The organism is Kitasatospora sp. NPDC001119 (genome assembly GCF_053598475.1).
On the sequence record NZ_JBSFKI010000002.1, the window covers coordinates 89237 to 113171 of the forward strand.

The following is a 23935-nucleotide window of genomic DNA, read 5'->3' on the forward strand; positions in this document are numbered from 1 at the left end:
GGGTGGTTGGTCTGGACATCAGTGCTTCGCCTGCGAGTGGAGGGCGTACGGACGGGCGATGCCCCCGAGGGCGGCCGCCTCCTGGCGGCGGGCCTCCCGGTTGATCCGGCGCTTCTGGGCCCGGGTCAGCTGCCCGGGACGGCGGCCGCCGAGCATGCGCGCGGTGACGAAGAGGATCAGCACCACGGCCATCAGGGTCAGGCCGGCCGCGAAGCCGCGCGCGATCATCCCGTCGTACGGCTGCTTGACGTAGTTCCAGATGTACAGCGGCAGCGACACCTGCTGCGCGTCGAACGGGCTGGCGTTGAACCGCGGGGTGAAGCCGGAGGTCAGCAGCACCGGCGAGGTCTCGCCGACGCCGCGCGCCATGCCGAGCACCACCGCGGTCACCAGACCGGGCCGGGCGGTCGGCAGCACCACGTTCCACACCGTGCGCCACTGGCTGCCGCCGAGCGCGTAGGAGGCCTCCCGCAGGGTGCCGGGCACCAGCCGGATGACCACCTCGGCGGCCCGGGTGACGATCGGCATCATCATCACGGTGAGCGCGAGCGAGGCCGCGAAGCCGCTCTTCTCGAAGCCGAAGGTGAGGATCACGATGCCGTAGACGAACAGGCCGGCCACGATGGACGGCAGCGCCGTCATCGCCTCGACCAGGGTGCGCACCGGGCGGGCCGCCCGGCCGCCGACCTCGGACATGAAGACGGCCGCGGCGATGCCCAGCGGAACGGCGAACAGGGAGGCCAGGCCCAGCTGTTCGAGCGAACCGACGATCGCGTTGAGCGCGCCGCCGGAGGTGAGCGGGTCGAGCGGGCCGGTGCGCTCCATCGACTCGGTGAAGAAGTTGAGGTGCTGGGCCGCCTCCCAGCCCCGGCTGGCGACGTAGCCGATCTGGTCGGCGGTCAGCGCGACCACCAGCAGCCCGGAGCTCCAGGCGACCACGGCGACCAGCCGGTCCCGCACCATCATCGGGTTCCACTGGAGCCGGCCGAGCAGGTAGTAGCCGGCCAGGAAGAGCAGGTACCAGCAGAGCAGGAAGCCGAAGGCGCCGCTGAACGGCAGCACCCGCTCGTAGAGCACCCAGTCCAGCGCGAGCGAGCCGACCGCCGCACCCGCCACGGTGAGGACGTCGTCGCGGGTGACGCCGCCGATCCGCAGCTTCTTCTCGGGGCCCGGGGTCCCGGCCGCGGCGGGCCCGGCGGGCCCGGGGGACGCGGGGGGCGAGGGCTCGCCGGCGGGCCCGGACGCCGCGACCGGCGGCAGGTCGAGCGTGGTCATCGGATGGTCCCTTCACGGTGCGGACGGCTGCGTGCCCTGTGGGCGGACTGACGGTCGGTCATGCTCAGTCCGCCGTCGCGGCGCCGGAGCGCGAGCGGTTGATGACGATCCCGGCCAGCACGTTGACCAGCAGGGTGAGCGCGAACAGCACCAGGCCGGCGGCCATCAGCGCGGAGAGCGACAGCGCGTCCGACTCGCCGAAGCGCAGCGCGATCAGCGCGGAGATCGAGTTGGCGCCGTTCTCCAGGATGTGGGTGATGGCCTTGAAGTTCGGCGAGATGATCAGCGCGACGGCGATCGTCTCGCCCATCGCCCGGCCGAAGCCCAGCATCACCGCGCCGATGACCCCGCCCTTGCCGAACGGCAGGACGACCGCGCGGACCATCCCCCACCGGGTCGAGCCGAGCGCGTACGCGCCCTCCCGCTCGCCCTGCGGGGCCTGGGAGAACACCTCCCGGCTGAGCGAGGTCACGATCGGGATGATCATCAGGGAGACCACCACGCCGGCGATGAAGGTCGACGAGGTGTACGAGGTGCCGATGTCGCCGGTCCGCACCTTGAGGAAGGGGATGTACTCCCCCAGGTGGTTGGCCAGCCAGCGGACGAAGCCGATGATCCGCGGCTGCAGGAAGAACAGGCCCCACAGGCCGTAGACGATGCTGGGGATCGCCGCCATCAGGTCGATCAGCGAGACCAGGGCGGCCCGCAGCCGCACCGGGGCGTACTCGGAGATGAAGATCGCGGTGCCGATCGCCACCGGGACGGCGATGACCAGCGCGATCACCGCGATCAGCAGGCCGTTGGGCAGGACGGCGGCGATGCCGAAGTTGTGGGCGGCGGTCTGCCACTTCTGCTCGGTCAGGAAGGACAGGCCGACGGCGCGCAGCGCGTCGGAGCCGCGCAGGATCAGGAAGAAGGCGATCAGTCCCATGATCGCGAAGACCGAGAAGCCGGCCAGCCGCAGCACGCCGCGGAACACCCGGTCGCCCGGGGTCGCGGGGGAGGTGATCGTGCGGGGCACGTCCTGGTCGGGCCCGTGGTCGGGTTGGCGTGGTGCCCCGGCGTACGGTGCCGCGGGCTCGGCGGCGGATGTCATGGTGTGCTCTCCGTGCTCGGGAACGGGCGTGCTCGGTGAGGGACCGGGGCGCTGCCTCGGCGGGAGGGAAAGCGCTCGGCGGGGCCGGAACGGCGGCCCCGCCGAGCGCGGGTTCCTACTTGCGGCGCAGTCGCGACCACTGGGCGCGGGCGCCGGTCAGCACCTTCGCCCCGGCCGGGGTACCGCCCAGGACCAGCGCGGCCGGTCCTCCGACCAGCAGCACCAGGCCGGCGATCAGCGCGACGGGCAGCAGCAGGCGGGCGGTGCCGGGACGGTCGGGCACCGGGGTGCCGACCGGGGCCGCGGCGATCGCGTTGCCGGAGGGCGCGGCGCCCGCGCCGGGCTTGGCGCCGCCGGCCGCGCCGGGAGCCGCGGCACCGCCGGCCGTGCCGGTCCCGGTGGAGCCGGTGCCGGAGAGGCCGCCGCCGGACAGGCCGTCGGAGGAGCCGAAGCCGGTGCCGCCGGAGTTGCCGTCGGCGGTGGTGCCGCCGGTGCCGGAGCTGCTCACCGGGGTGGTGCCGTCGCCCGTGCCGCCGGAGCCGGAGGAACCGTTGCCGCTCTCCGGGGTGCCCGGCTCGCCGCCGGGCGGAGGGGCGGTCTGGTTGCCGGGCAGCTTGCCGTCCTGGGCCGCGACGTGCTGCACGGCCTCCTGGGCCTGCTGCCGCTGGGCGCCGGTCAGCGCGAGGTAGCCCTGGGCGAGCTGCCCCGGCGCGAGGCCGTAGGTCTGGCCGTCGGTGGTCACGGTCTTGAGGAACTGCGAGATCGACGCGGCCTTCTCGGCGGGCACGCCGCCGGTCGGCACCATCGCGTACTGCACCGCGGTCAGCGGGTACGCCCGCTGGTCACGCGAGAACGCGGTGTCCGGCGTGCCGTAGGGCAGCTGCTGGACCCCGGTGGCGGCGTCGGTCGGCATGTCGCCGACGGCGGCCTGGAAGCCGGCCGTGCCGGGCGACACGAAGGAGCCGGCCGGGTTGAGCAGCGAGGCCTCGGGGAGCGAGAACGCCTTGGCCTGGGCGGTGTCCATGATGGCGAGCAGCGAGCGCACGCCGGGGATCTGCGTGAAACAGGGCTTGTGGCTGCCGTCGGACTCGCTGTTCGGCTGCTGGCAGTTCGGCTGGTACTGCATCAGGTTGCGCGCCACCCGCCCGAGACCGTCGAGCGAGGGGTTCCACTCGTACTGCTTCCAGTGCTTGAAGTCGACTCCGGCACTGCCCTGCGCGGGCCCGGAGTAGTCCTGGACCTGGAACGCCTCAGCCGGGTAGCCGGCGAACTTCGGCTTCAGGTAGAAGCTGTCGACGCGCATGCCCCACGGGTCCGGCTCACCGTCGAGGAAGCGGCTCGCGTCCGGATCGGCGGCGAGCCACGAGGTCAGCTGGTAGGTGAAGTCGGTGGTGCCACCGGGAACACCGGGGTAGACCGTCAGGGTGCCGCCGCAGCTCGTCGGCCAGTGGATCCCGTTGGCCGCCGTCTCCGGGTTCAGCTGCTTGAACTCGGGGTCGGTGTAGAGGCAGGTCGAGTTGCCGGCCACGGAGGGGATGCTCATGCCCGGCGAGGCGTAGGACTGGGTGAGCAGCTTGGCGATCAGCCGGGCGTTCAGCTTCATGTCGCGGATCTGCCGACCGGTCTTCGGGTCGTCGATCAGGTACGTGACCGAGATGCCGGTCGTCGCGAGCGGAGCGTAGACGTACGGACGGGTGGGCGGCGACCGGTCGGGCCGCGCCGTCAGCGCGACCTCCGTGCTGCTGCTGCCCCCCAGGAACGCGGCACGGGCCTGCGGCTCACCACCGGAGGGGACGTAGCCCACGGTCATCGGCGAGTCGCCCAGGCACAGGCCGGCCCGCCACTGCTGCATGGCCCGGTTGGCCATCTCCAGACCGGCGGCACCGAAGGCCTGGTTGCTCACCGTGCAGGAGTCCGCCGTGGGCGCGAAGGACAGCGGGACCACCGTCCGGTGCTGCCAGGCGCACTGCTCGCTGGTCCGGTTGCCCGTCTTCCAGTTCTGGTTGCCTGGGGTCATGATCCCGTCGGCGGCGGTGTAGCCGTCCGGGTCGGCGTCCAGATCGTGGAACTCGCAGTCGGCCTTGCCGTCGAGGACCTGGAAGAGGTCCAGCGGGTCGCCGCCGTAGTTCGGCTCGACCACCAGGGAACAGGGGTGGGTCGCGTCACAGCCGAGCGTGGAGCTCTCCTTCGCGCTCCACACCTCGATCGAGGCGCTGCCCGAGCCGTCCGGGCCGGTGGCGGCGATCACCTGGTTGGTGGGCCACTCCGGCACCTCCGTGCGCGTCGGCCGGGGCGGCTGCTCGAAGCCCTTCGTCCGGTCGCCGCCGTAGAGGGTGCTGCCGTAACAGTCCGTCACCGCCGGGTCGGTGCCCCGGCACTGGTAGATCCGCACCGCGTAGAGGATGTGGGTCGACAGCGACTGTGCCGTCGGTGCGGGATCGTTGGTGCCCAGGTAGACCGTCGGGGTGAAGCCGCTCCAGGAGACCTGGAGGACCTGGTTGGTCAGGTTCGCCGTCTGGGAGACGGTCACGCTGCCCTCGGTGCCGTACTTCTTGGCGGACGGAATCCAGACCTTCGGGCCCGGGACGGTCACCGCCGAGTCGGCGTGCGCCTGTGGCGCCGCGCCCAACCCGATCGGAATGACGGCGAGCGCCGCCACCACGGCCTTGGCGAGGACCAGGGCCGGTAGTCGACGGCGCCACCTCCCTGGGCCTCTCGGGTCGGGTACGCGGTTTCTCATGGCGAGGCCTCCGGGAGATGCGGGCCGCCGAGGGAGGCGGCACGAGGGCGTCGATCGCGCTGGGGACGGACGGTTCCGTGCGTACTATTCGGCCAGCCGGACATGGCGGGATCCGGTCGACCAGATGTACGAGACCACAACGCGACGACTCCGTACCGGAGTTGGGAACTCCGCAAGCGAAGGGCCCGCGCCGAGGCGCGGGCCCGCCGACCTGCGGTTCAGTACCGGGTGAGCGGTACCGGGTGGTTCAGTGCGCCGGGGTGTAGGACAGCGCGAGCTTGCCGATCTTCTGGCCGGCGGTGAAGTAGCCGGTGCCCAGCTTGGTGTCGAGGTACTGCGCGCCGGCCGCGTCCACCTCGAAGCTGGAGGAGGTCAGGTTCTGGGTGAGGCCGCTGCGGGTGATCACGTTGTCGCCGGACGGGTCGAGCAGCGGGACCGGCGTGGTCGAGCCGTTCGGAACGGCGGTGAAGTAGCCGTTGTCGACCGAGAAGTCGAGCTGCTTGAAGGCCACGCTCTTGCCGGTCTTGAGGTTCAGGAAGAGCAGGCCGCCGCCGAACTGCACGTCGCCGTAGAAGTTCGGGATGTTCGCGGCGCCGCCGGTCACCGGAAGCGTCACGGTGAGGCCCGCCGTCTGGTCGTACGCCGGGTCCGCGGGCTGCAGCGGGATGATCACGATGCCGTTGAGCGCGGCGTTCGTCAGGAAGTTGACGTCGGTGGTGATCACGGCCTGGCCGGCGGCCGGGGTGGTGGCCGTGTCGGCGACGGCGACGCCGCTCACGGCGGTCAGGGAGAGGACGACGGCGGCACCGGTAGCGGCCAGGCGGGCGCTGATGCGGGACATGCTGGACTCCTTGGGAGAGGGAGAGGTGATGTGCGGGTGGTGCGGTTCGGCGGGGCTCAGGAATGGGTGACGGAGCCGCAGGCGATCTGCGGCAACGGGACGAAGCCGGACTTCCTGATGGCGTCCGCGCCGTTGCGGCAGATCCAGCCGCCGCGGCCGAAGATGCCGCGCAGCGCGGCACCACGGGTGTTGTCGGCGTACAGCTCCGCGTCGCGCAGGACGTTCGACAGCACGACCCCGTACGGCGCCGTGACGACGGAGGCCGAGATCGTCCTGGTCTGCGGGTCGATGGGCGCGATGCCGTCGACGGACCTCAGGGTCAGGGCACCCGGCACGTCCTCACCACCGCCCTGTCCCTGGTACGCCTGGCCGATGTAGTAGCCCGTCGAGTAGGGGATCAACGCGTCGGGGTCGGCCAGGAGCGGGTCGCTGCCCTGGTTCTCCCGGATGCCGCTGGTGACGCAGGCACCGGGGGTGACCGCGTAGCCGCGACCGATCGTGAGCAGGAAGTGCGCCCTCAGACCTGTCCCGGACGGGGGAAGGTAGGCCTTGATGGTGGCGTTCGGCAGCGCCGGGTCGATCTGGTTCCAGGTGGTGACCGCGCAGGTGTAGATGTCCTTCAGGTTCCCGGTGCTCAGGTTCGCCGGGGCGTTTCCGGTGGCCGGGGCGGCCCAGGCGACGGCGTCCCAGGCGATGGCCACGAAGTCGTCCGTCGAGAGGTCGTCCTGCTGCGGGCCGCGTGACGCGCGGGCGAAGTCCACGGTGGTGCCGGTGCGGCCGTTCAGCGCGACCATGCCGGCGTGCTGGTCCGCGGGCCGGGCGATCGTCGTGGCACCCGACTTGGTGGTGATGGTCCCGCTCGGACGCGTGTCCCAGCTGTACAGCCTCGGTGTCGCCGGATCCGTCAGCGAGGCGTTGTAGCCGCTCGCGATCCGGTTCATCAGGATCTGGGTGGCCCCGTCGCCGACACCCACGACGTCGACGGCACGCGGTGTGACACCGGCCGCCGGGTCGGCGAGCGCGGTACCGCCGACGGTGGTCGTCGCCAGGACGGCGATCGCGGCGGCACCGCCCAGCATGGTCATGGCCCTGCGCATCGGCCCGCCTCCGGCGTCCGGTCGTGGTGAGGGTGGCCCGGCGGCCGCGGGGCGAGGCCCCGCGGCCGCCGGTGTGGTGCGGGGTGGATCAGGAGTGGGTGACGGAGCCACAGGCGAAGGAGGACAGCGGCAGGAAGCCGAAGCTCTTGATGTCGTTGGCGCCGTTGGTGCAGAGCCAGCCGCCCTTGCCGAAGATGGCGCGCAGGGTGGCGTTCGAGGTCCACTCGCTGTCACGGAAGACGTTGTAGACCACGCGGGAGTACGGGGTGGCCGCGAAGGCAGCGCTGATCGTCTTGGCCGTGGTGTCCACCGGGCCGCCGGTGACGCCGTCGACGTTGCGGATGGTCAGCGGGCCCTGGACGTCGGCGCCGGTGCCCTTGCCGTAGTAGACCTGGCCGATGTAGTGGGCCACGGAGTAGGGGACCAGCGCGTTGACGTCGGCCAGGGCCGTGTCGCTGCCCTGGTTCTCCTGGGTGCCGCTGGTGACGCAGCCACCGGGGGTGACCGCGGCGCCGCCACCGATGGTGGTCAGGAAGAACGAGCGGGTGCCCGAGTCGGCCTGCGGCAGGAAGGGCTTGATGGTGGCGTTCGGCAGCGACGGGTCGATCTGGTTCCAGGTGGTGACCGCGCAGGTGTAGATGTCCTTCAGGTTCGCGGTGCTCAGGTTCGCCGGGGCGTTGCCGGTGGCCGGGGCGGCCCAGGCGACGGCGTCCTTCGCCAGGCTGACGAAGTCGTCGCTGCTCGGGTCGCTCGCCTGCGGGCCACGCGAGGAGCGGGCGAAGTCCACCGTGGTGTTGGTGTAGGTGGTCAGCGCCTTGATGCCGGCGCCGGAGCCGTTCGGGCGGGCGATCGCGGCGGAACCGGCCTTGGGGGTGATGGTGGTGCCGGTGGGGGTCGCGTCCCAGCTGTAGACGCGGGGGGCGTTCGGGTCGGTCAGCGACGCGTTGTAGTCGGCGGCGAGCTGGTTCACGACGGCCTGGGTGGTGTCGGAGCCGGTGCCCACGAAGTCGATGGCGCGCGGCGTCACGCCGGCGGCCGGGTCGGCGACGGCGGTGCCGCCGGCGACGGTCGCGATGGAGGTCGCCAGGGCGGCGACGGTGAGCAGCTTGGCAGCGGTCTTACGCATGTTCCTCTTCCTCCGGGGGAGAGACGTACATCGCGTGAAACCCGTACTCCGTTCGGGAGTTCGGGGCCGTGTGGCCGCGTCCGCTGCGGCCTCGCCGGCAGTGCCGATCCTGTCCGGCGGGGAGGTTCCGCCGGAAGGGAGGCCGGGTCCGGCCGGGGAATGTCGACTCATCGGTTCGACGAGGTTTAGCCACTGGTCAGCGTGCACGTGACAGGGGCACTACCGGCCCTCCGAACCCGGTCGACGTTCTTCTCCAGGAAGCTGCTCGGGGTGTTGCCGGAAACCTGCCCTTCACCGGAACTGCACGGACGGGGGCCGTGGACGGAACCGCCGCCTCCGGACCCGCCCCCGGACATGCTCCGGATACGCCCGGGATACGCCCCGGACACGCCTCCGGACACGCCGACATGGCGGTCCGTCGCGTTCGACGGACCGCCATGCACACGGTCTCCTACAACGGCCGGCGGCCGTCCCGCCCCGATCGCCGCAACTCCTGCCCCACCCACTGCAGTCCGGCCAGGAACCCCTCGATCCCCGCCTGGCACTGGTCCCGCCGCAGGTATCCCCGGGCGCTGCGGGCGACCGGGACGGCGTCGGCCGCCCCCGGCCGGGTGCTGCGCACCGGGAGGTAGGCGGCCCAGACCCACTGACGCCCTTCGGACTGCCCGACCGAGCACCGCAGCGCGGCCCGTTCGATCAGCAGCACCCGGACGGCCTCGGCGAGTTCGTCCTCGCTGCGGTACGTCCGTACGCCGACCCCGAGCGGCCTCCCGTTGGCGGCCCGCAGTGCCCAGCCGAGGCAGCGGTCGGCCGCCGGCACGATCAGCAGTCGCGGGCCGCGTCGCTCAGCGGCCATCGGGGCGTCTCAACGGTACGGCGGGCTCCGGGAGTTCGTGCGGAGGCTGCTTGGAGAGCAGCACCACGAACCGCCGGAAGGCGTTCTGGCAGGTCGCGTACCGCTCGTACGCGCGGCTGGAGCGCACCTCGGGGAGGGCGCGCGAGCCCGGGACGACCCAGATCCAGCCGATGCCCTCCCGTACGTGGGTGATGCGCGCGGTGAGCCCGGGCGCCGCGGCGCGCAGGCCGTCGAAGCCCCGCTCGGCCTCGCCCGCCGTCTCGAACGCGGCCGGGGTGATCGCGACCACCCGGCCGTTGGACGCCTTCAGTTGCCAGCGGTAGCGCCCGTCCGCTGCCCGTTCGGCGCGGAAACCCCCTCGACTTGCCCCTGCTGCGGTGTGACCGCGGCCGGCAGCGTTCACTGCCCCCTCCGTCCGGTTGCCCTCCGGTTTCCCCTCCGAGCGGAGCAAAGCTATGTGTGCACACGGAGCCCCCGAAAGCCCAGAACGTTCACAACTTGCGCTGTTGGTCGGGAAGTTCTCTCTCGTTTAACTTTCACCGGTTCTTGGTGGTAGTCCCGGTCGGAACCCTCAGAGCCGGGCCGTCCAGCGCACCATCGTGCCCTTGCGGTACGGCCCGCTCTCGTGCCAGGCGTCGCCGCCGAGCGCCTCGGCGCGCCGGGTGAGGTTGAGCAGGCCGCTGCGCCGGCCGCCGGCCGGGATGCCCACCCCGTCGTCGGTCACGGTGAGCAGCACGCCGGGCCGGCCGCCCCGGTCCAGCGAGTCCGGGTCGCCGCCCACCGGGCGGCCGTCCTCGCCCAGGTGGGTGGTCGCGTCGATCTCCACACCGACCCGGGAGGCGCGCGCGTGCCGGGCCGTGTTGGAGAGCATCTCGCGCAGGGCGGCGAGCAGTTGACGGCCGGTCTTCTCCCCGACCAGGCTCTCCACCGGCCCGACGAAGCTCACCGAGGGCTTGAAGCCGAGCGCGGCCGCGGCCTGGCTGGCCTCCCGCAGCACCCGGGTGCGCAGGGTGTCCGGCGCGTCGCCGTGGTCGTCGTGCTGGAGGGCGTAGATGGTGGTGCGGACCTCCTGGATGGTGGCGTCCAGCTCGTCCACCGCCTTGCCGATGCCGACCCTGACCTCGGGGACGACGGCCCGCCGGGCGGCGCTCTCCAGCATCATCCCGGTGGCGAACAGCCGTTGGATCACCAGGTCGTGCAGGTCGCGGGCGATCCGGTCGCGGTCCTGGAAGACGGCCAGCCGCTGCTGGTCGCGCTGGCCCTCGGCGAGCCGCAGGGCCAGCGCGGCCTGCGAGGCGAAGGTCTCGGCGAGCTGCTTCTCGCTGTCGGTGAACGGCACCGCGCCGTGCGGGCGCCAGACGCAGAGCCCGCCGAGCACCCGCCCGGCGGCGACCATCGGCACGGCCATGGACGGGCCGAAGCGGCGGGCGAGCCGGATCACCACGGTCGGGTCGCTGGACATGTCGTCCAGGTAGACGCTCTCCCCCGCGAGCAGCCGCGCCGCGAAGCTCTCCCTGGGCAGCAGTTCGCCGCGGACGTACTCGGCCAGTTCGCCGGAGGCGTGCGCGACCCGCATCTGCCCGTCGCCCTCGCCGCCGCCCTCCGGGCCGGTCGGCAGCAGGATCATGCCGAGCGCGGCGTCCGCCAGCTCCCGTACCTGCTCGGCGGCGACGGTCAGCGCGCTCTCGGCCTGCTCGGCGGAGAGCAGGGCGGTGGCGACGGCGGCGGCGCCGGCGATCCAGCGTTCGCGGCGGCGGCCCTCCTCGTACAGCCGGGAGTTCTCGATGGCCACGCCGGCCGCCGCGGCGAGCGCGTGCACCACCTGCTCGTCCTCGGGGGTGAAGGCGCCGCCGCCCTTCTTCTCGGTGAGGTAGAGGTTGCCGAACACCTCCGCGCGGACCCGGATCGGCACGCCCAGGAAGGTCCTCATGCAGGGGTGGTGCGGCGGGAAGCCGGAGGAGCGCGGGTCGGTGCGGAGGTCGGCCAGCCGCAGCGGCTCGGGGCGGTCGATGAGCGCGCCGAGGATGCCCCGGCCGGCGGGCAGTTCGCCGATCTCGGCGGCGGTCTCGTCGTCGACCCCGACGTGGATGAAGTCGGCCAGGCCGGTGCCGCCGGGGGCGATCACGCCGAGCGCCGCGTAGCGGGCGTCGACCAGTTCGGCGGCGCCCACGGCGATCCGGTGCAGGGTGGCGTGCAGGTCCAGCCCGGCCCCGATCGAGACCACCGCCTCCAGCAGCCGCTGCATCCGGTCGGTGACCGCGGCGGCCGACTGCAGGCGCTCGGCGACCTCGGTGACCAGGGTGTCCAGCCCGAGCGAGGCGATCTCCGGCACCTGGTGGGGCGTCTGCTCGGCGGCGGCCCCGGGGAGGTCCGACGGGAGGCCCGGAGCGGGGTCCGACGGAAGGCCCGGAACGGGGTCCGACGGGAGGCCTAGAGCGGGGTCGGGCGGGAGGTCCGGCGTGGGGTCCATGAAGAAAGCCTACGTTTGTACGCTTTTCAGCCGAAGGACGGCGCGACTAACGGGTGACGGCCCGGCCGGCGGCGGCCGGAACCGGCTCCAGCAGCCCGTCCGCCTCCCGCTCCCGCCGCCACATCGCGTGCAGCCGCCCGTCCGGGTCGGCGACCAGCTCCGACCAGCGGCCCCGCTCGGCCACCCGTCCGCCGTCCAGCACCAGCACCTCGTCCACCGTGGTGTCGTCCAGCCCGGCCAGCCGGTGGGTGATCAGCACGGTGGTGCGGCCCGCGGTGGCGGCCAGCAGGTCGGCGGTGAGGGCGTCGGCGGTGGGCAGGTCGAGGTGCTCGGCGGGCTCGTCCAGGACCAGCACGGGGAAGTCCGCGAGCAGCGCCCGGGCGAGCGCCAGCCGCCGGCGCTGGCCGCCGGAGAGCCGGGCGCCGTGCTCGCCGACCATGGTGTCCAGGCCGTCCGGCAGGCCCTCGGTCCACTCCAGCAGCCGGGCGGCGGCCAGCGCGGCGCGCAGCTCCTCCTCCCCCGCCGCCGGCCGGGCCAGCCGCAGGTTCTCCCGCAGCGAGCTGTCGAAGACGTGGGCGTCCTGGGCGCAGAGCCCGATCACCCGGCGGACGGACTCGCCCGCCAGCGCGCGGCTGTCCACGGCCTCGGGGCGGCCGTCGGCGAACCGCACCGTCCCGGCGCTCGGCTCCAGGAAGCGCAGCAGCGCCTGGGCGAGGGTGGTCTTGCCGGAGCCGGACGGGCCGACCACGGCGATCCGGCGGCCGGCCGCGAGGTCGAGGTCCACCCCCGCGAGCGCGTCCGCCGTCTGCCCGGGGTGCCGTACGGTCAGCCCGCGCACCGCGACGGGCAGCGGCCGCTCGGGCAGTGCCACCGGTTCGGCGGGCTCGGCGACCGGGGGTTCGGCGGAGAGCACCTCGTCCAGCCGGGCCCGCGCGGCGCGGCTGCGCTGGCGGGCCTGGACGGCGAGCGGCATCCCGGTGACGGCCTCGAAGACGGCCAGCGGGGTCAGCACCACCACGGCCAGGCAGACCGGCGCCAGCACCCCGTCGCGCACCCCCTGGACGCCGACGGCGGCCGCGGCGGTCACGGTCAGCCCGGTGAGCAGGGCGATCAGCCCGGTGCCGAGCGCCGTGGTGGCGGCCGAGCGGGCGGCCAGCCCGGTCAGCGCGGCGTCGGCGCTACGGACGGCGGCCAGCCGGCCGGGCAGCGCGCCGGCCACGGTGAGCTCGGCGGTGCCGGTGAAGGCGTCCACCACGGCGGTGGCCAGGCGCCCGCGCGCCGGGGCCTGGCGCCGCTCGGCGCCGGCCGACCAGCGGGCGGCCAGGGCGGGCACCAGCCCGCCCGCGAGCAGCAGTCCGAGGCCGAGCACCAGCCCGGCGGCCGGCAGGAAGGCGGCCATCGCCGCGGTCGAGGCCAGCGCGACCAGGCCGGCCACCGCGGCCGGCAGCCGCCAGCGCAGGTAGTGGTCCTGGACGGCGTCCACGTCGGCGACCAGCCGGGAGAGCAGGTCGCCGCGCCGGAAGGCGGGCAGTCCGGCCGGGGCGAGCGCGCTCAGCCGCCGGTAGACGGCGGCCCGCAGGGTGCCGAGGGTGCGCAGCACCGCGTCGTGCGAGACCAGCCGCTCGGCGTAGCGGAAGACGCTGCGGCCGATGCCGAAGGCCCGTACCGAGGTGACGGCCATCATCAGGTAGAGCACCGGCGGCATCTCGGAGGCCCGGGAGATCAGGTAGCCGGAGGTGGCCATCAGCGCGACGGCGCAGCCGAGGGCGAGCGCGCCGAGCAGGATCGAGAGCGCCAGCCGGGGGGTGCCGCCGCCCTCGGGCCGGGGCTCCTCGGCGACGGCGGGGGCGGGCGTGGGGCGGCCGCTGTGGGCGAGCGGCGCCACCGGGGCGGCCGGGGCGGCGGCCGCCGGGGCTCCCGCCAGCCGTACCCGCCGGTCGGCGACGGCCAGCAGGGCGGGCCGGTGCGCGACCACCAGCACGGTGCGCGCCGGGTCGGCGGCGAGCGCCCGGACGGCGTCCACCACGGCCGCCTCGGAGGCGCCGTCCAGGTTGGCGGTCGGCTCGTCCAGCAGCACCAGCGGCCGGTCCTCGGCGAGCAGCACCCGGGCGAGGGCGAGGCGCTGGCGCTGCCCGGCGGAGAGCCCGGCGCCGTCCTCCCCCAGGACGGCGGCCAGGTCGGTCACGAAGTCGAGCGCGTGCGCGGCCCGCAGCGCCGTCCACAGCTGCTCGTCGGTGGCCTCCGGCCGGTAGAGCCGCAGGTTCTCGGCGACCGTCCCGGCGAACAGGTGCGGGTGCTGCGGCACCCAGGCGATCTGCCGCCGCCAGCTCTCCGGCTCCAGCTCGGCCAGGTCGTACGTCGTACGGCCGTCGGCGGCGGTGATCCGGACGGTGCCCGACGACGGGGCGGTGAGGCCGAGCAGCACGGCCAGCAGGGTGGACTTGCCGGCGCCGCTGGGGCCGGTGAGCGCCGTGCTGGAGCCCGGGCGCAGGGTCAGCGCGGCGCCGTCCAGCGCGGGCTCGGTGCGCCCGGGGTGCCGGACGACCAGGCCCTCGGCGGCGATCACGGCGCTCGCGAGGTCGGGCGCCGGGGTGGTGCCGGCGGCGGGCAGCGGGGTCTCCAGCACCCGGAACAGCTCGTCGGCGGCGGTCAGCCCCTCGACGCTGGAGTGGTAGAGCGCGCCGACCTGGCGGATCGGGAAGTACACCTCGGGGGCGAGCACCAGGATCAGCAGCCCGGTCTCCAGGTCGAGCGTGCCGTCCACCAGCCGGAAGCCGACGGTGACGGCGACCAGCGCGACGGACAGGGTGGAGAGCAGCTCCAGGGTGAAGGAGGAGACGAAGGCGATCCGCAGGGTGCGCAGGGTGGCCCGGCGGTAGTCGGCGGTGATCCGGGCGATGGTGGCGGCCTGGGTGCGGGCCCGGTTGAACACCTTGAGGGTGGGCAGTCCGGCGACCACGTCGAGGAAGTGGTGGGAGAGCCGGGACAGGGTGTTCCACTGCCGGTCCATCCGGGACTGGGTGGCCATCCCGATCAGCACCATGAACAGCGGGATCAGCGGCAGCGTCCCGGCGATGACCGCGGCCGAGGTGAAGTCGGCGCCGACGATCCGCAGCAGCACGATCACCGGGACGACCACGGCCAGCGCCAGCTGCGGCAGGTAGCGGGCGAAGTAGTCGTCCAGCGCGTCGATGCCGCGGGTGGCGAGGGTGGTGAGTTCGCCGGTGCGCCGGCCCGCCAGGTAGGACGGGCCGAGCGCGGTGGCGTGGTCGAGCAGCCGGCGCCGCAGGGTGGACTTCACCCGGGCGACGGACCGGTGGGCGGTGAGTTCGGTGAGCCAGCCGACCAGCCCGCGCCCGACCGCGGTCAGGGCGAGCAGCAGCAGCGGCGTGGTCAGCTCGCCGAGCGTCGCCCCGCGCTGGAAGGCGCGGACGACGATCTCGGCGATCAGACTCGCCTGGGCGACCACCAGGGCCGCGCCGACCGCGCCGAGCAGCACGGATCCGGCGAGGAAGGCCCTGGTGGTGCGGGCGTACCCGAGGAGTCGGGGGTCGACCGGCTTCACGGCGTCAGGCCTGGTCGAGCGGGGCGGCCGGGTTGTGCCCGGGGATGTGCTGGACGCCGATCCGCTTGCGGAACACCCAGTACGTCCAGCCCTGGTAGAGCAGCACCAGCGGGGTGAAGATCGCCGCCACGACGGTCATCACCTTCAGCGTGTACGGCGAGGACGCGGCGTTGCTGACGGTCAGGCTCCACTCCGGGTTCAGGGTGGAGGGCATGACGTCCGGGAAGAGCGCCAGGAAGAGCATCGCGACCGCGGCCACGATGGTCGCCCCGGAGAGGCTGAACGCCCACCCCTCGCGGCCGAGCTGGTTGGCCGCCAGGGCCCCGAGCAGGGCAACCACCGCGACGATCATCGCGGCGAGGCTGCGGCCGTTGCCGTGGTCGACCTGGGTCCAGGTCAGGAAGGCCAGCGCCAGCACGGCGGTCGCCAGGCCGGAGACCAGGGCGGACCTGCGGGCCCGCTCGCGGATCTCGCCGACCGTCTTGAGCGCGGCGAACACCGAGCCGTGCAGGGTGAACAGGGCGAGCGTCACCAGGCCGCCGAGCAGCGCGTACGGGTTCAGCAGGTCCCAGAGGGTGCCGACGTAGTTCTTCTGCGCGTCGATGTCCACGCCGCGCACGATGTTGGCGAAGGCCACGCCCCAGAGGAAGGCCGGGAGGAGGGAGGTCCAGAAGATGGCCTCCTCCCAGTTCCGCTGCCAGCGGGCGCCGTCGTTCTTGGCCCGGTACTCGAAGGCCACCCCGCGGACGATCAGGCAGACCAGGATGACCAGCAGCGGGATGTAGAAGCCGCTGAAGAGCGTCGCGTACCAGTCCGGGAAGGCCGCGAAGGTGGCGCCGCCGGCGGTCAGCAGCCAGACCTCGTTGCCGTCCCAGACCGGGCCGATGGTGTTGATCAGCACCCGCCGCTCGGCGGTGTTGCGGGCCAGCGGCTTGGTCAGCACGCCGATCCCGAAGTCGAAGCCCTCCAGGAAGAAGTAGCCGATCCACAGGACCGCGATCAGCACGAACCAGACGTCGTGGAGTTGCATGTCAGATCCTCAGTTCCCCGGTGTCCCGGCGCCTCAGTAGGCGAAGGCGAGCGGCTTGTCGGCGTCCTCGTCCGAGGACGGTCCGCGCAACGACGGGTCCTTGGTGGGCGGCTGCTCGGTCACCACCGGGCCGGCCTTGGCGTACTTGACCAGCAGCCGGACCTCGATGACGGCGAGGATCGCGTACAGCGTGGTGAAGGTGGCCAGCGCGCCGATCTGGGTGCCGACGCTGACGTTGGGGGAGACCGCGCTGGCCGTGGTCATCAGGCCGAAGACGGCCCAGGGCTGACGGCCCATCTCGGTGAAGATCCAGCCGAAGCTGTTGGCGATCAGCGGGAAGCCCATGGTCAGGATGCCGATCCGCCAGCTCCACTTGGTCAGCTGCGGCCCCAGCTCGCGCCTGGGGGTGAGCATCAGCCGGGGCACCTCGGTCTCGCCGGTGCGGAACTCGGGGTGCAGGAAGAGCTTCTTCCGGGTGGTCCACAGGCCGATCAGGCCGGCCAGGAAGGAGGTCATCCCGAAGCCGATCATGAGGCGGAAGCCCCAGTAGGTGACGAAGATGCTCGGGATGTAGTCCTTGGGGTCGCCGCCGTGCTGGGCGGCCTCGGCGGCGGCGGTGTCGTTGATGCCGGGGACGGACGAGCTGAAGTCGCTGTGGGCGAGGAAGGAGAGTATCCCGGGGATCTCCAGGGCGACCGAGTTGTGGCCCTTGCTGACGTCCCCGACCGCGAAGACCGAGAACGGCGCCGGCGCCTGGGTCTCCCACAGCGCCTCGGCGGCGGCCATCTTCATCGGCTGCTGCTCGAACATGACCTTGCCCAGGGTATCGCCGCTGAGCGCGGTGCCGGCGCCGAAGACGACCGCGAGCACCAGGCCGAGCCGCAGCGAGGTGCGCATCGCGGCGGTCTTCTTCGGGTCGGCGGTCTCGGGCTTGCGCTTGGCCTTCCAGAGGTGGAAGGAGGCGATGCCGACGACGAAGGCCGCGCCGGTGAGGAAGGCGGCGGTCAGGGTGTGGAAGACGACCACCAGGGTGGTGTTCTGGAACAGCACCCGGACGACGTCCGTCAGTTGGGCCTTGCCGGTGACCGGGTCGATCGCGTAGCCGACCGGGTGCTGCATCCAGGAGTTGGCGGCCAGGATGAAGTAGCCCGAGAGCACGGTGCCCAGCGCCACCATCCACATGCAGGCGCAGTGGATCTTCCTCGGCAGCTTGTCCCAGCCGAAGATCCACAGGCCGATGAAGGTGGACTCGAAGAAGAAGGCGATCAGCGCCTCCATCGCGAGCGGGGCTCCGAAGACGTCGCCGACGAAGCGGGAGTAGTCGGACCAGTTCATGCCGAACTGGAACTCCTGGACGATGCCGGTGACCACGCCCATCGCGATGTTGATGAGGAAGAGCTTTCCCCAGAACTTGGTGGCGTGGAAGTACTTCTCCTTGTTCGTCCGCACCCAGGCGGTCTCCAGACCGGCCACGATCGCGGCCAGGCTGATCGTGAGCGGGACGAAGAGGAAGTGGTAGACGGTGGTGATGCCGAATTGCCATCGCGCGATGGTTTCGTGAGCGATTGCCAGTTCCACGTCGCCCTCTCTCCCAACCTGCCCGCGTGACGACGGGCATCTTCCGGACAAACTTCATCTATAGCCGTAGACCGTTGCTCAACCACGCAAGCTTGTCCGCTTGTGAACGTGAACACGTTCACAAGGAGCAGTATCCACCATCCTTACGGGGGAACCGCAGGTGGGGTGGGATTGACAGGCTGTGCGCTGCGTCACGGGCCGCGGCGCGGTCCGCACAGTCTGCGGACCCACCGCGGGCCGGGGCAACGAACGACCGGGCGGACGGCCGGAAGTTGTTGGCCGAACCGGCGCTTGACAGGCCCGCGACCCGGTCGCCCCGACGGGATCCGCGTGCTAGGGCCTGTCCTCGGACTCGCCTCTGCGGGCCGCCGCCGGGGCCCGCGGGTCTGGCCGAGTCGGCCGGGACCCGCGGGCCACGCCCTACGGGCGGCCGAGCAGCTCGGTGCCCGGGACGGAATCGGCGCGGGCCGTGAAGAACCCGGTGAATCCGGCCAGGAACTCCTCCCGGGTGATCCGCCCGTCCCCGTCGGCGTCCAGCCGGCGGAAACCGTGCGACAGCTCCGCCGGGTGCACGCGCGGCCCGCCGAACACCGCGCGGTACTCGTCGAACTCCAGGAAGCCGCTGCCGTCGGTGTCGGCCGCGGTGAACACCGCCCGCAGCGCGGGCAGCAGCCCCCGCTCCAGGTAGGCCTCGTCCCGGTCCAGGCCGGCCAGGGTCGCCGCCACGAACTCCTCCCGGCTGACCCTCCCGTCCCCGTTCGCGTCCATCACCGCGCGCAGCTGCTCCCACCAGCTGTCGAAGGCCTCGTACACCCGGGCCTCGCCCGCCTCGTCCAACTCCAGCTGCCAGCACACGTTGTGCGCCATCGCCCGCAGGTCGTGCGCGGTGATGAAGCCGTCGCCGGTCTGGTCGAGCACCTCGCGGAAGAAGCGGTCCAGCCGGGGCCCCCGGCCGTCCCGGTGCGGGCGGTGGCGCTTCGGCGCCCGGTGCTCCTCCGGGGAGCGGTAGCGCAGCCGGTCCGGGAGGAGCGGGACGACCGCACCGGCACCGCGGTGCAGCACGGCGGACAGCAGCGCGGCCCGCCGGGTCCGGACCAGCCCGAACCGCTCCCGCACCGCCGGCGGCAGGTCCGCCACCGTCAGCTCGCGGATCGCCCGGGCGACCACCACCCGCACCACCCGCCAACCCGCGTCGCCGAGGAACCGGAGCCGGCGCGGCGCGGGCGCCTCGCGCAGCAGGTCGTCCAACAGGTGGCGCGCCGCCTCGGTGTGCTCCAGCCGCTCCCGCGCGTACCGGGCGAAGTAGGCCGGCAACTCCCCCACGGTTTCCGGGATCTCGCCCTTCGGGAGGTCGAAGACGGCGACCGCCTCCCGGAACTCCGCGTACGCCTGCGCCAACTCCCCCGCGTCGTACCGGTCCCCGCCCAGCCGGCGCATCGCGACCACGCCCTCGAAGAGCGTCAGCAGCACCCACGCCCTGGTCGCCGCGTCCCCGGCGTCGTACGGCCGCCCGTCCGGCCCCGTCCCCCGGATCCGCTTGTGCGCCCGCTCCAGCCGCGCGACCTCCCGGCGCAGCGCGTCCGCGTCCTGGTAGAACAGCCGTCGCCCGCTGCCCAGCGTGTGCTCCACCCGCCGCCACGGGTGCGCCCGGTACGTCGAGTGCTCCGCCATCCCCGCCGCCACCACCGGATCCGCCGCCTGCAGCACCAGCAGCCGCCACGCGACCAGCACGATCCGCCACTCCGACAGGTCCCGCCTGAACGACGCGCCGCGTTCAGCCACGGCGCTCACCGGTGATCTCGGGACCGATCACGAAGCCCTTGGCGGGGCCCTCGGGGATCACGGCCTCCTTGCCGTACGGGACCCGGGTCGAGGTCGCGTAGGCACGGCGCTCGGGGTCGGGGCCGGTGAGGACGGTGACGGCGTCGAACCCCTCGATGATCTCCACGCGGTAGCCCTGGGGGACGTCCATGGACTTCCACATCTCCCACAGCGCCTGGTCCAGGTCCACGCCGGTCTCCTCAACAGCAACCGCGCTCATCGGAACACCCCAATTTCCCGTCCAGTGATCAGCCCGCGCGAGCCCGCGCGAGCAACGGCAGCACGGTCGCACGCGACCTGGGGGTCGGCCGGGTGAACGGCAACGGGTTCACTCGATCGAGGAGTTTCGGGGCCGGGAACGCCGGAACCGCAGGACGGGCCGGGGCCTGTCCTGCGGTTCGGGGGTGGTCGCGCCCGCCTTTCGGGCGGGCGCGGACCTGGTGGGTCAGGAAGCCGAGCGGGCCGGCTTGCGGCGGGAGACGTAGAGGGCGGCGGCGCCGAGGCCGAGGGCGAGGCCGGAGCCCAGGGCGAGGTACGGGGTGGCGGGGTTGGAACCGGTGTCGGCGAGTTCGGTGGCCGAGCCGGTGGTGGCGGCCTGCGTGGTGGTCGCGGTGCTGGTCGAGGTGGTCGACCTGTTCGAGGCGGTGGTGGCCCTGGTCGCGGTGGACGCCTTGGTCGCGGCGGTGTCCGAGGCCGGGGTGCCGGCGGCGGGCTGCTCCGCCGGCTTCTCGACGGGCTTCTCGACCGGCTTCGCGGCGGCGGCCCGGGCGTCGGCGAGCGCCTTGTCCGCGGCGGCCTTGGTGGCGGCCGCGGCCTTGGTGGCCTCCTGGGCCGTGGAGATCCGCCGGAACGCCTCGACCTTGGCGTCGTCCAGGGCCTTGCCCGCGGCGGTCACGGCGGCCTTGGCCTTCTCGTCCGCGGCGGTGGCGGCGTTGGCGGCCTCGAACGCCTTCAGCATCCGCTCCCTGGCCTTGGGGAGGTCCTCCTCCTTGGCGGTGCCGTACGCCCGGGCGGCCTCCTCGGCCTCCTTGTCGGTGGTCTCCCTGGTCGCGGCGGCCTGCTTGGCGGCGGCCCGCGCCTCCTGGAGCCTGCCCTGGTAGGGCTGCGGGTCCTTCAGGAACGCGGTGGCCTCGGTCGTGACCTCGGCCTCGTTCGCGACGGCCGCCGTGTGGGCCTTGGCCGCGGCCGCGGCGGCCTGCTCCAGCTCGGCGATCGAGCCGCTGTCGCTCCGGGTCTGCGTCACCGACGCCGACTCCGCGAAGGCGGGCGCGGCGGAGAGCACGGCGGCGGGCGAGACGACGGCGGCGACGAGGACGGCCGAGACCAGCGAACGGCGGAGGTTCACGATGACCCCTTTCGGGTCGAAAGGAAAAGCAAGGGTCACGGCCGGAGGGTTCCTCACGGCCGGACGACGCCGATCATAGGCACACGCATTCTTAACGCTCCATGCCGGATTCCGGCAATGACCGGGCGCCGAACCTTCCGGGTTCGCCGGGGAATTGACGAGTCGACAAAGCCGGGGCAAAAGCGCGCCCCGAACGCCCGAATTCGTGGCATTCGGGTCGGCGGGGCCGAATTCGTGGCATTCGGGTCGGCGGGGCCGAATTCGCGGCATTCGGCCCCGCGGGAATCCGGTCAGCGCTGCCGGGGGAGTTCGACGCGGAAGGTGGCGCCCTCGCCCGGGGCGGTGTGCAGGGTGAGGGTGCCGCCGTGGGCGCGGGTGAGGGCGGTGGCGATGGCGAGGCCGAGGCCGGCGCCGCCGCCGTTGTCGCGGCTGCGGGAGGCGTCGACCCGGAAGAACCGGTCGAAGACCCGCTGGGCCTGCTCCTCGGTGAGGCCCGGGCCGGAGTCGGCGACCTCCAGCAGGCAGACGCCGCCGGGGCCGGCGCCCACCCCGATCCGGACCGGCGTGCCGGCCGGGGTGTGCTTGACCGCGTTGCCGACCAGGTTGGTGACCACCTGCCGCAGCCGCGCCTCGTCGCCGAGGACGGGCGCCGCGCCGGGCGCGCCGGTGCCGGCCGGGCCGGTGAGCGCGACCGGGCGGCTCGGGTCGAGGGCGGTGAGGTCGTGCAGCGCGTCGGCGGCGAGGGTGCGCAGGTCCATCGGGGCGAGGTCGAGCGGGCGCTCCTCGTCCAGCCGGGCGAGCACCAGCAGGTCCTCGACCAGGGCGCCCATCCGGTCGGCCTCGCTCTCGATCCGGGTCATGGTCCGCTTGACGTCGGCCTCGGTGGGCAGCGCGCCCATCCGGTACAGCTCGGCGAAGCCGCGGATGCCGGCCAGCGGGGTGCGCAGCTCGTGCGAGGCGTCCGCGACGAAGCGCCGCATCCGGGCCTCGGACTCGGCGCGGGCCGCGAAGGCCGCCTCGATCTGGGTGAGCATCCCGTTGAGCGCGATCGACAGCCGGCCGACCTCGGTGCCCGGGGAGAGCTCCGGCATCCGGTGCGACAGCTCGCCGGCCGCGATCCGCTCGGCGCCCGCCTCGATCCGGCGCAGCGGCCGCAGCCCGGCGCGCACCGCGAAGAAGCCGAGCGCGGCGATCAGCACCAGGACGCCGCCGCCGATGGCCAGGAAGGAGGTGCTCAGCCTGCCGATGGTGGCGTCGATGTCCTCGCGGGAGACCGCCACCATGACGTAGGTCGGGGTGACCGCCGGCGAGGCGTACGCGCTGGGGTTGGCGGCCTGCCCGCGGGGGGCCTGGAGCGGCAGCACCAGCACCCGCCAGCTGTGCCGGCCGCGCTGGTCGGGCAGGTCGAAGGGGACGTCGGGGGCGGTCCGGGTCGGGTCCAGTCCGGCCAGCTGGGGCGCCGGGTCGCTGTCCGAGACGGGCTGGCGCATCAGCGCCTGGACCTTGCCGTCCGAGGAGAGGTACTGCACCAGGTACTGGCTGGGCAGGCTGACCCGCCGCCCGGCGACCAGGGGCTTCCCCGCGGCCGGCGCGACCACCTGGCTCGGGGGCTTGCGGGAGAGCGGCAGCCCGTACCGCTGGAGCTGTTCGTCCAGTTGCTCCACCAGCTGGGTCCGTACGGCGCCGAGCACGAAGGTGTCGCTGACCGCGAGCCCGGTGGCGACCAGCGCGAACACGAGCACCAGCAGCCGGGCGCGCAGCGACAGCCGGGAGGAGAAGCGGGCGGGCACGAGCGGGACCGGTCAGCCCTGCGGGGGGCGGCGCAGGGCGTAGCCGATGCCGCGCACGGTGTGGATCAGCTTGGGGCCGTGCGCCGGGCCGGAGTCGAGCTTGCGGCGCAGGTAGGAGATGTACGACTCGACGATGGAGAGGTCCCCGCCGAAGTCGTAGGCCCAGACGTGGTCGAGGATCTGCGACTTGGAGACCACCCGGCCGACGTTGGCCATCAGGTAGTGCAGCAGCTTGAACTCGGTCGGGGAGAGCGAGACCGGGGTGCCGCCCCGGGTGACCTCGTGGGCGACCGGGTCGAGGCTGAGGTCGGCGACGACCAGTCGGCCGTCCTCGGCGGGCCCGCCGGCCCGGCGCAGGATGGCGCGGATCCGGGCGATCAGCTCCTCCAGGCTGAAGGGCTTGGTGACGTAGTCGTCCGCCCCGGCGGCCAGGCCCTGGACCTTGTCGCCGACGCCGTCCTTGGCGGTGAGGAAGAGCACCGGCAGGTGGTCGGCGGGGTGCCCGTGGGCCGGCCCGGCTATCTGCCCGCGGCTGGTGCGCTCGCGCAGCTTCTCGACGACGGTGAAGCCGTCGAGGTCGGGGAGCATCACGTCGAGGACGACCAGGTCCGGGCGCTCGGCGGCGACCAGTTCGAGCGCCTCGGTGCCGGTGGCGGCGGAGGCGACGCGGAAGCCGGAGAAGCGCAGCGAGGCGGAGAGCAGCTCGCGGATGTTGGGCTCGTCGTCCACGACGAGCAGGAACGCCTCGCCCTGGCCGCCGGGCACCGTGGAACCGCCTGGTGTGGTGACAGTGCCTTGCACGGGGCTTTCGCCTCCCGGTCGGACGATGACGTTCAGCATGAGGCTAGCCCCCGGAGGCTATGCGGCATGGATGAATGTTGGATTAACACCTTATCGGTCGGTTTTTGGGCGGTCGGCGCACAGGGGTGGGGTCGGTGGTGTGCGCACGGGCGTGGACACGACGGACAGGGCGCGCATGCTGCGTGACGCGCCCCCTCGGTGTGCCGGCTCCCCCTCCGAGCGGGTCGACGCGAGCCGGTGGGTGGACACCGCCCGCCGGTCGGCCCGACCCCCCGGACGCGACCGGCCCCTCGGGACCGCGGAATCCGTTCGCTTTTCCTCCTGCTATGATTTACAGCGAGGCGTAGGCAGTGCTTTCGAGCAATTGCCCGGCCCGATCATTTCGGTGGTCATAGCGAGAGGGAAACGCCCGGCTCCATTCCGAACCCGGAAGCTAAGCCTTTCAGCGCCGATGGTACTGCAGGGGGGACCCTGTGGGAGAGTAGGACGCCGCCGAATTCTTCT

At 73.1% G+C, this 23935-nt stretch carries 17 protein-coding genes and 1 rRNA gene; 1 reads left to right on the forward strand and 17 read right to left on the reverse strand.

Annotated features, from left to right (window positions below):
- Positions 1-18: 18 nt before the first annotated feature.
- From pstA to ACWDD9_RS02855, 17 genes are all read right to left on the reverse strand, one after another.
- The gene (gene pstA, locus ACWDD9_RS02775; RefSeq protein ID WP_117488857.1) at positions 19-1275 is read right to left on the reverse strand and encodes a phosphate ABC transporter permease PstA; all 1257 of its coding nucleotides are present in this window, start codon (positions 1273-1275) and stop codon (positions 19-21) included.
- Positions 1276-1339: 64 nt separating this feature from the next.
- Positions 1340-2371, reverse strand: a complete 1032-nt coding sequence (gene pstC / locus ACWDD9_RS02780; protein WP_049661130.1) for a phosphate ABC transporter permease subunit PstC — start codon at positions 2369-2371, stop codon at positions 1340-1342.
- A gap of 115 nt (positions 2372-2486) precedes the next feature.
- Positions 2487-5111, reverse strand: coding sequence for a hypothetical protein (locus tag ACWDD9_RS02785; protein WP_449810635.1), 2625 nt, complete (start codon positions 5109-5111; stop codon positions 2487-2489).
- A 247-nt stretch (positions 5112-5358) separates the two neighbouring features.
- Positions 5359-5952 carry a hypothetical protein gene (locus ACWDD9_RS02790; protein ID WP_074002009.1) on the reverse strand — a complete coding sequence of 198 codons (594 nt, stop codon included), beginning with the start codon at positions 5950-5952 and terminating at the stop codon, positions 5359-5361.
- Positions 5953-6008: 56 nt separating this feature from the next.
- Positions 6009-7049, reverse strand: a complete 1041-nt coding sequence (locus tag ACWDD9_RS02795) for a substrate-binding domain-containing protein (RefSeq protein WP_449810636.1) — start codon at positions 7047-7049, stop codon at positions 6009-6011.
- Positions 7050-7137: 88 nt separating this feature from the next.
- The gene (locus ACWDD9_RS02800; RefSeq protein ID WP_449810637.1) at positions 7138-8175 is read right to left on the reverse strand and encodes a PstS family phosphate ABC transporter substrate-binding protein; all 1038 of its coding nucleotides are present in this window, start codon (positions 8173-8175) and stop codon (positions 7138-7140) included.
- A gap of 451 nt (positions 8176-8626) precedes the next feature.
- On the reverse strand, positions 8627-9031 hold the full coding sequence (locus tag ACWDD9_RS02805; RefSeq protein WP_049655595.1) for a hypothetical protein: 405 nt from the start codon (positions 9029-9031) through the stop codon (positions 8627-8629).
- Entirely contained in the window at positions 9021-9434 is a 414-nt protein-coding gene (locus ACWDD9_RS02810; RefSeq protein WP_449810638.1) for a DUF1508 domain-containing protein, read from the reverse strand. The genes ACWDD9_RS02805 and ACWDD9_RS02810 overlap by 11 nt, the downstream gene beginning before the upstream one ends.
- A 168-nt stretch (positions 9435-9602) precedes the next feature.
- On the reverse strand, positions 9603-11501 hold the full coding sequence (locus tag ACWDD9_RS02815; RefSeq protein ID WP_449810639.1) for a GAF domain-containing sensor histidine kinase: 1899 nt from the start codon (positions 11499-11501) through the stop codon (positions 9603-9605).
- Positions 11502-11547: 46 nt separating this feature from the next.
- Positions 11548-15066 (reverse strand): thiol reductant ABC exporter subunit CydD, encoded by a 3519-nt coding sequence (gene cydD, locus ACWDD9_RS02820; RefSeq protein ID WP_449810640.1) that lies wholly within the window; start codon positions 15064-15066, stop codon positions 11548-11550.
- A 4-nt stretch (positions 15067-15070) separates the two neighbouring features.
- Entirely contained in the window at positions 15071-16096 is a 1026-nt protein-coding gene (cydB, locus tag ACWDD9_RS02825; RefSeq protein WP_074002005.1) for a cytochrome d ubiquinol oxidase subunit II, read from the reverse strand.
- A gap of 33 nt (positions 16097-16129) precedes the next feature.
- Positions 16130-17674, reverse strand: coding sequence for a cytochrome ubiquinol oxidase subunit I (locus ACWDD9_RS02830; protein ID WP_049651270.1), 1545 nt, complete (start codon positions 17672-17674; stop codon positions 16130-16132).
- Positions 17675-18094: 420 nt separating this feature from the next.
- The gene (locus ACWDD9_RS02835) at positions 18095-19456 is read right to left on the reverse strand and encodes an EF-hand domain-containing protein (protein WP_241852820.1); all 1362 of its coding nucleotides are present in this window, start codon (positions 19454-19456) and stop codon (positions 18095-18097) included.
- On the reverse strand, positions 19449-19685 hold the full coding sequence (locus tag ACWDD9_RS02840) for a hypothetical protein (protein ID WP_449810641.1): 237 nt from the start codon (positions 19683-19685) through the stop codon (positions 19449-19451). Before ACWDD9_RS02840 ends, ACWDD9_RS02835 begins: the two co-directional genes overlap by 8 nt.
- A gap of 255 nt (positions 19686-19940) precedes the next feature.
- The gene (locus ACWDD9_RS02845) at positions 19941-20840 is read right to left on the reverse strand and encodes an LAETG motif-containing sortase-dependent surface protein (RefSeq protein WP_449810642.1); all 900 of its coding nucleotides are present in this window, start codon (positions 20838-20840) and stop codon (positions 19941-19943) included.
- Between the two features lie 290 nt (positions 20841-21130).
- Complete coding sequence (locus tag ACWDD9_RS02850; protein ID WP_117488840.1) at positions 21131-22630, reverse strand: sensor histidine kinase; 1500 nt, start codon at positions 22628-22630, stop codon at positions 21131-21133.
- A gap of 12 nt (positions 22631-22642) precedes the next feature.
- Positions 22643-23431 carry a response regulator transcription factor gene (locus tag ACWDD9_RS02855; protein ID WP_304414264.1) on the reverse strand — a complete coding sequence of 263 codons (789 nt, stop codon included), beginning with the start codon at positions 23429-23431 and terminating at the stop codon, positions 22643-22645.
- 381 nt (positions 23432-23812) lie between these two features.
- On the opposite strand from ACWDD9_RS02855, the gene rrf reads away from it, so the two are divergent.
- A 5S ribosomal RNA gene (rrf, locus tag ACWDD9_RS02860) occupies positions 23813-23929 on the forward strand.
- The last annotated feature ends 6 nt before the right edge of the window (positions 23930-23935 follow it).

What these genes read in the sequence shown, in the direction of transcription:
- ACWDD9_RS02805 (WP_049655595.1), bottom strand. Translation starts at nt 9,031, where the DNA reads ATGGCCGCTGAGCGACGCGGCCCGCGACTGCTGATCGTGCCGGCGGCC.
- ACWDD9_RS02795 (WP_449810636.1), bottom strand. Translation starts at nt 7,049, where the DNA reads ATGCGCAGGGCCATGACCATGCTGGGCGGTGCCGCCGCGATCGCCGTC.
- ACWDD9_RS02785 (WP_449810635.1), bottom strand. Translation starts at nt 5,111, where the DNA reads ATGAGAAACCGCGTACCCGACCCGAGAGGCCCAGGGAGGTGGCGCCGT.
- ACWDD9_RS02800 (WP_449810637.1), bottom strand. Translation starts at nt 8,175, where the DNA reads ATGCGTAAGACCGCTGCCAAGCTGCTCACCGTCGCCGCCCTGGCGACC.
- ACWDD9_RS02815 (WP_449810639.1), bottom strand. Translation starts at nt 11,501, where the DNA reads ATGGACCCCACGCCGGACCTCCCGCCCGACCCCGCTCTAGGCCTCCCG.
- cydB (WP_074002005.1), bottom strand. Translation starts at nt 16,096, where the DNA reads ATGCAACTCCACGACGTCTGGTTCGTGCTGATCGCGGTCCTGTGGATC.
- pstC (WP_049661130.1), bottom strand. Translation starts at nt 2,371, where the DNA reads ATGACATCCGCCGCCGAGCCCGCGGCACCGTACGCCGGGGCACCACGC.
- ACWDD9_RS02790 (WP_074002009.1), bottom strand. Translation starts at nt 5,952, where the DNA reads ATGTCCCGCATCAGCGCCCGCCTGGCCGCTACCGGTGCCGCCGTCGTC.
- pstA (WP_117488857.1), bottom strand. Translation starts at nt 1,275, where the DNA reads ATGACCACGCTCGACCTGCCGCCGGTCGCGGCGTCCGGGCCCGCCGGC.